The organism is Bradyrhizobium glycinis (genome assembly GCF_016031655.1).
Lineage (GTDB): Bacteria > Pseudomonadota > Alphaproteobacteria > Rhizobiales > Xanthobacteraceae > Bradyrhizobium > Bradyrhizobium glycinis.
Map to the genome: position 1 here is coordinate 132,381 of NZ_JACCHQ010000009.1, position 11,377 is coordinate 143,757.

At 65.6% G+C, this 11,377-nt stretch carries 9 protein-coding genes; 3 read left to right on the forward strand and 6 right to left on the reverse strand.

Going from position 1 to position 11,377, the window contains the following annotated elements; genetic code table 11:
* Positions 1–4: 4 nt before the first annotated feature.
* Both HZZ16_RS15960 and HZZ16_RS15965 read right to left on the reverse strand, forming a co-directional pair.
* Complete coding sequence (locus tag HZZ16_RS15960; protein ID WP_197949392.1) at positions 5–1,279, reverse strand: multidrug effflux MFS transporter; 1,275 nt, start codon at positions 1,277–1,279, stop codon at positions 5–7.
* A gap of 90 nt (positions 1,280–1,369) precedes the next feature.
* Positions 1,370–3,199 carry an aminopeptidase P family protein gene (locus tag HZZ16_RS15965; RefSeq protein WP_197949393.1) on the reverse strand — a complete coding sequence of 610 codons (1,830 nt, stop codon included), beginning with the start codon at positions 3,197–3,199 and terminating at the stop codon, positions 1,370–1,372.
* A gap of 186 nt (positions 3,200–3,385) precedes the next feature.
* Here HZZ16_RS15965 and HZZ16_RS15970 point away from each other — a divergent pair, with 186 nt between their 5' ends.
* A complete protein-coding gene (locus tag HZZ16_RS15970; RefSeq protein WP_197949394.1) occupies positions 3,386–3,565 on the forward strand; it encodes a hypothetical protein in 180 nt (59 codons plus the stop codon).
* A gap of 105 nt (positions 3,566–3,670) precedes the next feature.
* Here HZZ16_RS15970 and HZZ16_RS15975 read toward each other — a convergent pair whose 3' ends face one another.
* Positions 3,671–4,558 carry a 50S ribosomal protein L11 methyltransferase gene (locus HZZ16_RS15975; protein ID WP_197949395.1) on the reverse strand — a complete coding sequence of 296 codons (888 nt, stop codon included), beginning with the start codon at positions 4,556–4,558 and terminating at the stop codon, positions 3,671–3,673.
* Between the two features lie 163 nt (positions 4,559–4,721).
* Between HZZ16_RS15975 and HZZ16_RS15980 the strand changes: the two genes are divergently transcribed.
* Positions 4,722–4,877, forward strand: a complete 156-nt coding sequence (locus HZZ16_RS15980) for a Flp family type IVb pilin (RefSeq protein WP_376707572.1) — start codon at positions 4,722–4,724, stop codon at positions 4,875–4,877.
* A 273-nt stretch (positions 4,878–5,150) separates the two neighbouring features.
* Here HZZ16_RS15980 and HZZ16_RS15985 read toward each other — a convergent pair whose 3' ends face one another.
* Positions 5,151–6,761 carry a phytoene desaturase family protein gene (locus HZZ16_RS15985; protein WP_197949397.1) on the reverse strand — a complete coding sequence of 537 codons (1,611 nt, stop codon included), beginning with the start codon at positions 6,759–6,761 and terminating at the stop codon, positions 5,151–5,153.
* 210 nt (positions 6,762–6,971) lie between these two features.
* Here HZZ16_RS15985 and HZZ16_RS15990 point away from each other — a divergent pair, with 210 nt between their 5' ends.
* Positions 6,972–9,251: a fused MFS/spermidine synthase gene (locus HZZ16_RS15990; protein ID WP_197949398.1), complete on the forward strand. Its 2,280-nt coding sequence runs from the start codon at positions 6,972–6,974 to the stop codon at positions 9,249–9,251.
* A gap of 170 nt (positions 9,252–9,421) precedes the next feature.
* Here the strand turns inward: HZZ16_RS15990 and HZZ16_RS15995 are convergent, their stop codons facing one another.
* Positions 9,422–10,357 carry a glycerophosphodiester phosphodiesterase gene (locus HZZ16_RS15995; protein WP_246510155.1) on the reverse strand — a complete coding sequence of 312 codons (936 nt, stop codon included), beginning with the start codon at positions 10,355–10,357 and terminating at the stop codon, positions 9,422–9,424.
* 98 nt (positions 10,358–10,455) lie between these two features.
* Entirely contained in the window at positions 10,456–11,232 is a 777-nt protein-coding gene (locus HZZ16_RS16000) for a L,D-transpeptidase (protein ID WP_376707571.1), read from the reverse strand.
* Positions 11,233–11,377 lie beyond the last annotated feature (145 nt).

Genomic DNA, 11,377 nt, shown 5'->3' on the forward strand with positions numbered 1-11,377 from the left:
CCGCTCACATCATCCCCGTCTCGTCCTCTTCGGCCTGCCCGATCAGCGCCGCGCTCGCTACCGCCTCGCGGCGGGGCACGACGAACATCATCACGCAGGCACAAAGGATCGAGATCGCGAGCACCGCTGAGGTCAGCGGCAGCGTCGTTGCGGAGTGGCCACCGAGATAGGCGCCGAACTGCGACATCAGCGCGCCAATGCCCTGCTGCAGGAAGCCCATCGCGCCCGAGGCGGTGCCCGCTGCTTCGGGACGGATGCTGATGGCGCCTGCGGCGGAATTGGCCATCACGAAGGCATTGCCGGCCATCACGATCATCTGGGTGCCGAACAGCCAGGCGGGCGCCTCGTTCCAGCCGACCAAGCTCCAGAGCAGGTTCGCAAGGCTGCCGCAGAGCTGCAGGGCGAGCCCGAACCAGATCAGCTTCTCCAGCGAGTGGCGCGGCGCAAAGCGCACGCAGAGCAGGTTGCCGACCAGAAACGCAAAGCCCGTCGTCGCGAACCAGGCGCCGTATTCGGCGCTGCTGCGGCCCATCTGCGTCACCACGATGTAGGGCCCGCCGCCGGCAAAGGTGAAGATGATCTGGGACGCGAGCACCTGGCACATCACATAGCCGACGAAGGCGCGATTGCGGATCAGCATGCCGAGATCGCCGCGGAAGCCGCTGCCGGCGGCGCGGCTACGGCGGGTCTCGGGCAGCGCCAAGGCGATCCCGACGGCAACAACGATGGCGGCGATGGTGATGGCGTAGAAGATCGCGCGCCAGCCGAACGCGGTCTCGATCAGGCCGCCGGTGAGCGGCGAGACCATCTGCCCGATCATCAATGCCGCGACCACGAGGCTGATCATGGAGGCGACGCGGTCGCGCTCGTAAATGTCGCGGATGATGGCCCGGCTGATCACCATGCCCGATGCGCCGCCGAGCGCCTGGAAGAAGCGTGCGGCGATCAGCTGCGGCAGGGTCTGCGCGAAGATACAGGCGACGCTGGCCGCCACCATCAGTGCAAGTCCTCCGAGCAGCACCGGACGGCGGCCGAACCGGTCCGACAGCGGACCCATGATCAGCTGCGACAGCGCGATGCCGACCATGTAGAGCGAGACCGTCATTTGCGCGATCGAGATGTCGCTGCCGAAATGCGTCGCCAGCACGGGCAGCGCCGGAACCAGGATGTAGAGCGAGATCGGTGCGACCCCGGTCATCACGACCAGCAGCAGCAACACCAGACGAGACGTCGCGATGTTGCTGGCCATTTCCGGCGGCTTGCTGATCATGCCGTGCATCGTCGGACACTAGCTGCATCGCGTCACGAACGAATACGCTCATTTCGGCATACGGCTATGCGCGAGGCGTCAAGCCGTCTTTTGACGGATCTAGAGCTTCAGCTCCGCCGTGGCCTGATCGAGCCAGGCCTTCGTCGCCTCGTCCAGCGCTGGCCGCACCTCGGCGCTGACGCGCGCGTGATACGCGTTCAGCCAATCGAGCTCGTCTCGGCTCAGCATCGCGACATCGATCAGGCGGCGGTCGATCGGCGCCAAGGTCAGCGTCTCGAACGCGTTCATCGGCTTCTCGGCACCCTTGATGTCGGCGGCGACGACCAGCTCGAGATTCTCGATGCGGATGCCGAAGCCGTCGGTCTTGTAGTAGCCGGGCTCATTGGACAGGATCATGCCGCGCTTCAGCGGCGTGGTGCCGAGCTTCGAAATTCGCGCCGGTCCTTCGTGCACCGAGAGATAGCTGCCGACGCCGTGGCCGGTGCCGTGCTCGAAATCGAGCCCGGCGGCCCAGAGATATTGCCGCGCCAGCGTGTCGAGTTGCGCGCCCGTGGTGCCGTCCGGAAACACGGCGCGCGCGATCGCGATGTGGCCGCGCAGCACGCGGGTGAAGCGGTCGCGCATCTCATCCGTCGGCTCGCCCACCGCCATGGTGCGCGTGACGTCGGTGGTGCCGTCTTCATATTGCGCGCCGGAATCGATCAGCAGGAGATCGCCGGGCGCGATCCGCCGGTTGCTCTTGCGGGTGACGCGGTAATGCACGATGGCGCCGTTCGGTCCCGTGCCGGAGATGGTCGGGAACGAGACGTCCTTGAGCGCACCGGTATCGCGGCGGAAGGTCTCCAGCGCCTCGACCGCGTCGATCTCGGTGAGCTTGCCGCTTGGCGCCTCACGATCGATCCATGCGAGGAAGCGCGCCAGCGCCACGGCGTCGCGCAAATGAGCCGTCTTGGTGCCCTTGATCTCGGTCGCGTTCTTGACCGCCTTGAGCAGTGCAACAGGATCGCTGCCGCGCACCGGCTTGCCGCCGGCGCCCGTGATCAGCCGGCTGAGTGCGTCGGCCGCGGTGGCGTTGTCGAGCGCGATCGATCCACCAGTCTTGGCCAGCGCCATCAGCGTCGGCGCCATGGCGTCCGGTTCGCGCACGTCGGCGGACTGCTCCAGATGGTCGCGCGTGAGGTTGGAGAGCTTGCGGTGGTCGATGAAGATGGTAGGACGGCCGTCCTTCGGCACCAGCGCGTAGGACAGCGGCAGCGGGGTATGGGCGACGTCGGCGCCGCGGATGTTGAAGGTCCAGGCCACTGCGTGGCTGTCCGACAGCACCAAGGCATCGGTGCCGAGCTTGGCGATCTCGGCCCTGATCTGCGTCAGCTTCTCGGCTTCAGTAACACCGGCATGCTGGAGGCTGTGCACCGCGACGGGGGCGAGCGGCGGCTGCGGCCGGTCCTGCCAGATCGCGTCGATCGGATTGCTGTCGGTGGCGACCAGCTCGGCCCCGGCCTTGGCGCAGGCGGCGGCCAATCGTTCGGCTGCCGAAAAAGTGTGCAGCCAAGGATCAAATCCGAGGCGGTCGCCGGCTTTCAGATGCGCCGCCACCCAGCTCTCCGGCGGCGGGTCGATCAGCGATTCCACCGTCCATGCCTTGGCGTCGACCTGCTTGGCCGCTTGCAGCGTGTAGCGGCCGTCGACGAACAGCGCAGCCTCATGCGGCAGAACCACGGCTAGTCCCGCCGAGCCGGTAAAGCCGGTCAGCCAGGCGAGCCGCTCTTCCGATGGCGGCACATATTCGTTCTGCTGCTGATCGGCACGTGGCACCACGAAGCCGGTCAACTTGCGACGGGCAAGTTCTTCGCGAAGTGCGGCCAATCGTGCCGCCAACGCGACGCCGGCCTCCGGCTCCTCGAATGTCTGGAAGTGCGCTTCGAACATGGTGGATCACTTTAGGATCATGGGGATTGGTCCGCAATCTAGACGCATTTGCGTCGCATCTGGCATGGACTGTGCTTGAATAGTTCCATTCGAATTGGGTGGGGTAAAGGATGCGGCAGTTGCGCTTCGTCCGGATAACAGGGAAATTCGAGCGGGTGGTTCATCTCAACGGCGAGGGGACACACGATGCCAGCATTCACCTTTGAGAAGATTTCGCCGCCGGCGCGCCGCGCCCCGACAGCGGCTGTACCGAAGAAGCCGCGCGGCCTCATCAGCCAGATGATCGACCGTTTCGCCGAGCGCCGCGCCAGGCGCGCTTTGCGCGATGATCGCGTTATTCGCCGCGACGAGAAGCCGGTGGAGTAGCGCGGCATCGGATCATGCCGTAGGGTGGGCAAAGGCGCTCTTGCGCCGTGCCCACCATCATTCGTTTGCAAATGGAGTTCGTGGGCACGCTTCGCTTTGCCCACCCTACGATATCTTCCTCAGCAACAGACTGCTCCAGCCCTCGATGCGCAGATGCTTCACCGGCACGAGGCCGCGGGCACGGTAGGCGGCGATCACAGCGGGCGCCTGGTGCGTCAAGAGGCCGGAGAGGATGACGCGAGCGCCAGGCGCAAGGTGCCGCACCATCGGGCTCGCCAATTGCCGTAGCGGATTGGCAAGGATATTTGCGAGCACCAGGTCGAACGGGCCTGCACGCGCAAAATCCGGCGCGGCAAAGCCGGTCGCGCGGATGACCCGCACATGGTTGCCAACTTCGTTCAGCGTGGCGTTCTCGGCTGCCACCCGTACCGATGGCGGATCGATGTCGGAGGCCAGCACCGCGCGATGCAGCGCCTTCGCCGCCGCGATCGCCAGCACGCCCGTGCCGGTGCCGAGATCGAGCAGGTTCCTCGGGCGGGAACTCTTCAGGACATGGTCAAGCAGAAGTAAACAGCCGCGCGTTGTGCCATGGTGACCGGTGCCGAAGGCGAGCGCCGCCTCGATCTCGATGGCAAGCTTGTTCGGCGCCACACGGTCGCGATCGTGGCTGCCGTGCACGACGAAGCGGCCGGCTGGCACCGGGACGAGATCTTCAAGGCTGGCCTTGACCCAGTCCTTGGCTTCGACGGTGTCGAAGGCAAGCGTCGCCGCGATCTCATTTCCTGCTGAAGTTGCAACGAGTTCGCGCAGCCATGCCTGATCCGGCGCCGCGGCAAAATGCAACGTGACGTCCCATTGTCCGTCGGGCCGTTCGAACGCGGCAACCGCCGCATCGCCATCGAAAAAGACCTCGGTGAGCACGTCGACGACGCGCTTGGCGTCGGCTTCGCTGCCGATCGAAAAGCTGGCGCGATGGGTCGGGGAAGGCTGCATCGGGGGGTCCGTTGAATTCAATTTTTGGAACTTTTAACGCCTAGTTTCCGGACAAGTTAAGGTCCCCGCGTTAACGCGCCTGTAGCGTGTGCCACGTATATTTGCGGATGTACAAGCAATTCCACGCAGCTTGCAATTGAAACGGAGGCGAGTCTTGAAGCGTATGATTCAGAAGTTCTGGTCGGACGAGTCCGGTGCAACCGCGATCGAATACGGCCTGATCGCCGCGGGTATTGCCCTGGCGATCATTACCGTGGTGAACGGCCTGGGCACCAGCTTGAACGAGAAGTTCAATTCGATTAGCAGCTCCTTGAAGTAATTTCCGCCGGCTTTCCCAGCGGGGGCTATTTTTCTTCAGAGGCTGTTCCTGATCACCGCCCGCTAGGGATACCCCTGGCGGGCGAGGTCATATTTGCCGCCTGACTCCACAGGTTATCCTCCTGTTTGTCCGGCCCCTATCCACCACTTTTCCCGGGATCGCCCCGCCGATTTTCCACCGGCTTTCCCCAGGATCGCTCCCGACGGTCTCGCCTAGGCATCCCCTGGCCGGTCACCGATCTTTCGACAGCCTGTCCACGGCCCATCCACAGCCCTATCCACGGCTTCCGAACAGGGAGCGGTGATCCCGCAGGATCGCCTGCGCCGCGTTGTGACCGGGGGCTCCGGTGACGCCGCCGCCGGGATGAGCGCCGGAGCCGCAATGGTAGAGGCCTCTCAGCGGCCCGCGATAATCGGCGTGGCCCAGCATCGGCCGCGCCGAGAACAGCTGGTTCAGCGTCAGCGCGCCGTGGAAGATGTCGCCGCCGAGCAACCCGAATTGTCGCTCGAGATCGAGCGGAGACAGGATCTGGCGGCCGAGCACGCTCGCCCCAAAACCCGGGGCGTACTTGTCCACCGTCGCGATCATGAGATCGGCGACCTCTTCGCGATGGTCGTCCCAGGACCTGCCATCGGGAAGATTTGGTGCGACATGCTGGCAGAACAGGCTCGCGACATGCTTGCCGGCCGGGGCCAGCGTGTCGTCGAGCGTCGAGGGGATCAGCATTTCCACCACGGGCTCGCGGCTCCAGCCCTGCGCGCGGGCGTCGAGCCAGGCGCGGTCCATATAGCCGAGGCTAGGCGCCAGGATGATGCCGGAGGTGAGATGATCGCCCTCTCCTGATAGCGCCGCGAAGGAGGGCAGGCGGTCCAGCGCCACATTCATGCGGAACGTGCCGGAGCCGTTCTTCCAATGCCGCATGCGGGCGAGGAAGTCCGCAGGCAGAGCGTCAGCCGCGATCAGGCGCGTGTAGAGCAGCTTCGGATTGACGTTGGCCGCGACATATTTCGCGCGGATGGCAGAGCCGTTCTCCAGCACGACGCCAACGGCGCGATCGCGCTCGACGATGACCTCGCGCACGCCGGCATCCGTGTCGATCAAGACGCCGCGCTCGCGTGCCGCGCGCGCCATGGCTTGTGTGATCGCGCCCATGCCGCCGATGGCGTGGCCCCAGACGCCCTTCTTGCCGTTCACCTCGCCGAACGCGTGATGCAGCATCACATAGGCCGAGCCTGCGGCGTAGGGGCTGGCATAATTGCCGACGATGGCGTCGAAGCCGAACAGCGCCTTGACCAGATCGTGCTCGAAACGTTCGTCCAGCATCTCGCCGGCCGAGCGGGTGAACAGATCGAGCAGGCTGCGGCATTGTTCCAGCGTCAGGCCGCGCAGAATGTTGGCGCTCTGCAACGCGTTCACGGCCTCGCGGATCGCATTGGTGCCAAAACCGTCGAGCAGGTTCGGCGGCGCGCGCAGCACGAATGCCCTGAGCACGTCGGCAATGTCTTCCAGCTCGCGCGCGAAGCCGTCGAGGGCTTCCGCATCATGCGCGCTGAGCCGCGCCACCGAGGCTTTCGTCCGCCCCTCGCCGGTGAGAAGATAGCTGCCATCCGGCGCGGGCAGAAAATTCTGCGCGCGCCGCTCGACAATGCGCAGGCCCTGCTCGGCGAGCTTGAGATCGCGGATCACCTGCGGATTGAGCAGGCTCACGGTGTAGGCGGCGACCGAATTCCTGAATCCGGGATGAAACTCCTCCGTCACCGCGGCACCGCCGACCACCTTGCGCCGCTCGACCACGCGCACGCGCAGACCCGCCATCGCGAGATAGGCCGCGCAGGTGAGGCCGTTGTGGCCCGCGCCGATGATGATGACGTCGGTATCGGTCATGACTTCCTTGGCGTCATTCCGGAGCGATGCGCAGCATCGAATCCGGAAATCTCGATGTTCCGGGTCCGCCTCTTCGAGGCGCCCCGGAACGACATCTCTATATCAGGCATTTCTTGCTGCAACATCACGCCACGCTTTATTGCCCGTTCAGGCGCCTTGTGCTCCATTGCGCGCGGTCCGGCGCCCGCCGGGGTTTGAGCCGGAGCTTCCATGGATTCGATCGTGCAACCCGCCGCCACGGAGCAGCCGTCGTCGTCGCGCAACCGGCTGCTGCTGACGGTCTACACCGCTGCGATCTTCGTCAGCGCGCTGCTGCTGTTCTCGGTGCAGCCGCTGTTCACCAAGATGGTGCTGCCGCGGCTCGGCGGCTCGCCGGCAGTGTGGTCGGTGGCCATGGTGTTCTTCCAGTCGCTGCTGCTGGCCGGCTACGCCTATGCGCATTTGCTGATGCAGGCGCGGGGCCGGATCGTTCCCGTGGCGGTGCATCTGGTGCTGCTGGTCGCCGCCTTCGCCACGCTGCCGCTCGGCATCGCCTCCGCCTACGGCGAGCCGCCGGCCTCGGGCTACGCGCTCTGGCTGCTTGGCCTCTTCGCGGTCTCGATCGGGCTGCCGTTCTTCGCGCTGGCCGCCAACAATCCGCTGCTGCAGGCCTGGTTCGTCCGCACCGGCCATCCGGCCGCGCACGATCCCTATTTCCTCTATGCCTCCTCGAATATCGGCAGCTTTCTCGCACTGCTGTCCTATCCGTTCCTGCTGGAGCCGATGTTCACACTGCAGATGCAGAACCGGTTCTGGACCGGCCTCTATGGCCTGTTGATTCTTCTCATCGGCGCCTGCGGCGTGCTGTTGTTGCGTTCTCCGAAGCTGGCGCTGACCGACGCGCGGGTGGACGACGTGAATGCGCCTGCGCCCGGCCTCTTGACGCGGTTGCGCTGGATCTTCCTCGCCGCCGTGCCCTCGGGCCTGCTCATCGCCGTCACCGCGCACATCTCGACCGACGTCGCGGCGGCGCCGCTTTTGTGGGTGCTGCCGCTGTCGCTGTATCTCTTGACCTGGGTGGTCGTATTCCAGTCGCGGCCGCTGCTACCGCACAAATGGATGCTGATGCTCCAGCCGGTCGCGATCGCGGGCGTCGTCGTCCTGCTGGCTTTCGGCGGCGAGCAGAACCTGCTGCTGACGCTCGGCGGACATCAACTCTGCTTCTTCGTCATCGCCATGGCTTGCCACGGCGAGCTGGCACGGACGCGGCCTGCTGCCAGATACCTCACCGGCTTCTATGTGGCGCTATCGTTCGGCGGCATGGTCGGCGGCTTGTTCGCGGGGCTCGTTGCGCCCTTCACCTTCTCGTGGATCGCCGAATATCCGATCCTGATCGCGCTTGCCGCGCTGTGCCGTCCGTCCGCGAACGAGCGGCTGGCCGCCATCGTCAAATGGTACTGGCTGGCGCTCGCCGCCCTCGCGATGGCGCTCATCGCGCCGTCATACACGACCGGTGGCCTCTCGACCTGGTTCGAGGATCATCGCGTCTGGGTCGCCGGCGCCGTCGGCGTGCTCGCCGCGCTGCTCGCGCTTATCATCAATGCCGGGCGCTGGAAGATCTTTGCCACCGTTGCGCTCGCGCTGGCGTTGATCCGCGTTTATCCCGCAGACGAGGGCCGCGTCACGACCGTGCGCAGCTTCTTCGGCGTGCACAAGATCGTGGAGACGCCGGGCGGCTACTTCCATGTGCTGATGCACGGCACCACCATTCACGGCGCCGAGCGCTTCCGCAACAATGACGGCACGCCTGTGACCGGCCGGCCCGAGCCGATCACCTATTATCACAAGGACGGCGGCATCGGTCAGGCCGTCAGCGCGATCCGCGAGCGCAAGGGCGCGCCGCTGAAGGTCGCCGCGATCGGCGTCGGCTCCGGTACGCTCGCCTGCGCCGCCGAGCCGGGGGAGGACTGGACCTTCTTCGAGATCGACCAGTCCATGGTTGATGCGGCGCGCGACCCCAGGAATTTCCGCTATATCTCGAGCTGCATGCCGGACATGAAGCCTGTCATCGGCGATGCGCGCCTCACCTTCGCCAAGGAACCCGACGGCGCCTATGATCTCATCATTGTCGATGCCTATTCGTCCGATGCGATTCCGATCCATCTTGCGACCGAAGAGGCGATGAAGATCTACAAGGACAAGCTCGCGCCGCACGGTTCCGTGGTGATGCACGTCTCCAACCGGCATCTGGATCTCGAAACCGTCGTCGTCGGTATCGCGGACGCCAACGATCTCAAGAGCTGGGTCTTCAACGAGGATTCCGGACGCGATGGTGACTACATCTTCTCGACCGACGTCGTCATCTCCGCGCGCGAGGAGGCCGATGTCGGCAGGCTCGCATCCTCCAAGCAATGGGAGCAGACCGAAGCCGACGACCGGGTGCGGGTCTGGACCGACGATTATTCCAACATCCTGGGCGCGCTGTATCGGCGTTGGAAGGACGGGGAGTAGGCTTCGCGCCTCAAGTGATCTTGTGCCCCGCACGCAGCGCAGCGCTTCCCTGGCGATGCGAAGTATCGTCCAGTCAGCGGTGCGCTGCAGAGCCGGGGCCCACAATTCTGGGTCCCGGCTCTGCGTCGCGTCATTTCATGCCGCGCCGCGTCCGGGACACGAGACCGGTCCTAAGGCATCACCGGCGTCCCCGCCGGCAGCGCGATTCCCTTCTCGCCGGCGACCTGCCGCAGCAGGTCCGGCCGGTCCGAGATGATGCCGTCGACGCCGATCTCGATCATCCGCGCCATGTCTTCACGCTTGTTCACCGTCCAGACCACCACGCGCAGCCCGAGCGCGTGAGCCTCCGTAACGAGCGCCGCGGTGACGTCGCCGAAATGGGGCGACCAGATCGCGCCGCCCGCGGCCTTGATCGTCCGCGGCAGCGAACCGCCGTGATCGGCCGGGCTGAACCCCGCCGTCCAGTTCGTCGCCTTGTCGAGCGCCACCGTCGGAGCCGAGCCCCGCTGCAGCGTCAGGTACACCGTTGGGATCTTCGGCGCCTGCTGCTGAACGAGCAGCAGGGTCCGCCAGTCGAACGACTGGATCATGACGCGATCGGAGAATCCCTCGGCCTCGATCACACGGAGCAGCTTTGCGACGAACGCCTGCGGATCCAGCGTCTCAGCCGGATGGTTCGGATCGATCTTGGTCTCGATGTTGAAGCGCACCTGCGTGTTGCCGGACTTGCGCACCAGCGCGAACAGCTCGCGCAGGGTGGGAATGCGCGTCCCCGGCAGCGCATGCTGGTCGGGGAATTGTCGTGAGTAGGCGCTATCGGGGCGGATCCGGCCGACGTCATAGGTCCTGACCTCGTCGAGCCGCAGCTTGACGAAAGGCGTGCCGGGCGGAGTGATGTAGGCCCCATCGGGCCGCTGTGCGAGATCGGGATTGAGCCCGCGCTCATGCGCGACGATGACTTCGCCGTCGGCGGTGACGCCAACGTCGAGCTCCAGGGTGTCCACGCCCATCGTCAGCGAATGGGCGAAGGCGGGCAGGGTGTTTTCCGGCAGCAGCGCCCGCCCGCCGCGATGCGCCTCGAGGTCGAAGGCCAAATCAGATCCCATGGCTTGTCCGGCAGTGAGAAGCGAGAGCAGCACCGGGATTGTCGTGGCACGTGATGGCATGGTGCCTCGACGGTTTGAGGCGGTTGATGGTCGCCGCGTCAGTTCTGATAATAGTAGCCGCGCGGCTGATAAACTTGCCGCGGCTGCGGCTGATAGTAATAGCCCTGCTGGCCATAGCCCTGGTCGTAGTAGGGCCGCGCCTGCTGCTGATAGACCTGCGCGTCGTAGAGCGGGCGGGTGGCCGAGCGCGGCGCCGGATAGCGCGCGCCGGTGTCGCTGCCGTCGGCCGGGTAGATGTAGTTGTCGTCCTGCGGCATGTAGCGCCGCTGCGCCAGCGGCGTCAGGTTCACCGGGGCGCCGGTGGTGGCGTATTGGTCCTCAGCCGGCTGCGGGGCGCGGGCCACCGCAGTGTTGTTACGGCCGCGCGGATTGCGCGCCAGCGCCACCTGTGCCGAACCGGTAAGCGTCACCGTGGTGTTGAGCACGCCCTGCTGCTGCACCAGCGCATAGAGTATCGAGGCGTTCTGGCGCGACAGGCGCACGCAGCCATGCGATGCCGGCGAGCCGAGCCGGCCGACCGAGTCCGTGCCGTGGATGGCGTGCCCGACCTTGGTGAAGAAGATCGCGTGCGGCATCGGCGCGTCGTCGAATTCCTTGGAGTAGTGATCCTCTTCCATGCGGAAGGCCCGGAAGGCGCCGTTCGGCGTCTCGCGCGAGGGGATGCCGGTCGATACCGGCCAGTGGTAGCGCGCGACCCCGTCGACGGCGACGGTCATCTGCTGATTGTCCTTGTCGACGGTGATCTCGACCTTGGCCTGCGCGGTGCCCGCGCTCAAAAGCATCAGGGAAGTGAAAGCAATCAAAAACGAACGCATCTGACTTCTGGCCTCCGGCCTGTTCATGCTGGCGCCGCGGCTCTCCGTCCCCCGGCGTGCATTATGCCTGCAGTCCAGCGTTGGTTCCAGCGGCCTGCCTGTCCATCGTTAACGTGATGCCAGGCGTAAGCAAGGCCGCTTTGGG

Coding starts and splice junctions, on each gene's coding strand:
- HZZ16_RS15980 (WP_376707572.1), top strand. CDS start 4,722: ATGATTCAGAAGTTCTGGTCGGACGAGTCCGGTGCAACCGCGATCGAA.
- HZZ16_RS15965 (WP_197949393.1), bottom strand. CDS start 3,199: ATGTTCGAAGCGCACTTCCAGACATTCGAGGAGCCGGAGGCCGGCGTC.
- HZZ16_RS15970 (WP_197949394.1), top strand. CDS start 3,386: ATGCCAGCATTCACCTTTGAGAAGATTTCGCCGCCGGCGCGCCGCGCC.
- HZZ16_RS15990 (WP_197949398.1), top strand. CDS start 6,972: ATGGATTCGATCGTGCAACCCGCCGCCACGGAGCAGCCGTCGTCGTCG.
- HZZ16_RS16000 (WP_376707571.1), bottom strand. CDS start 11,232: ATGCGTTCGTTTTTGATTGCTTTCACTTCCCTGATGCTTTTGAGCGCG.
- HZZ16_RS15985 (WP_197949397.1), bottom strand. CDS start 6,761: ATGACCGATACCGACGTCATCATCATCGGCGCGGGCCACAACGGCCTC.
- HZZ16_RS15975 (WP_197949395.1), bottom strand. CDS start 4,558: ATGCAGCCTTCCCCGACCCATCGCGCCAGCTTTTCGATCGGCAGCGAA.
- HZZ16_RS15995 (WP_246510155.1), bottom strand. CDS start 10,357: ATGGGATCTGATTTGGCCTTCGACCTCGAGGCGCATCGCGGCGGGCGG.
- HZZ16_RS15960 (WP_197949392.1), bottom strand. CDS start 1,279: ATGCACGGCATGATCAGCAAGCCGCCGGAAATGGCCAGCAACATCGCG.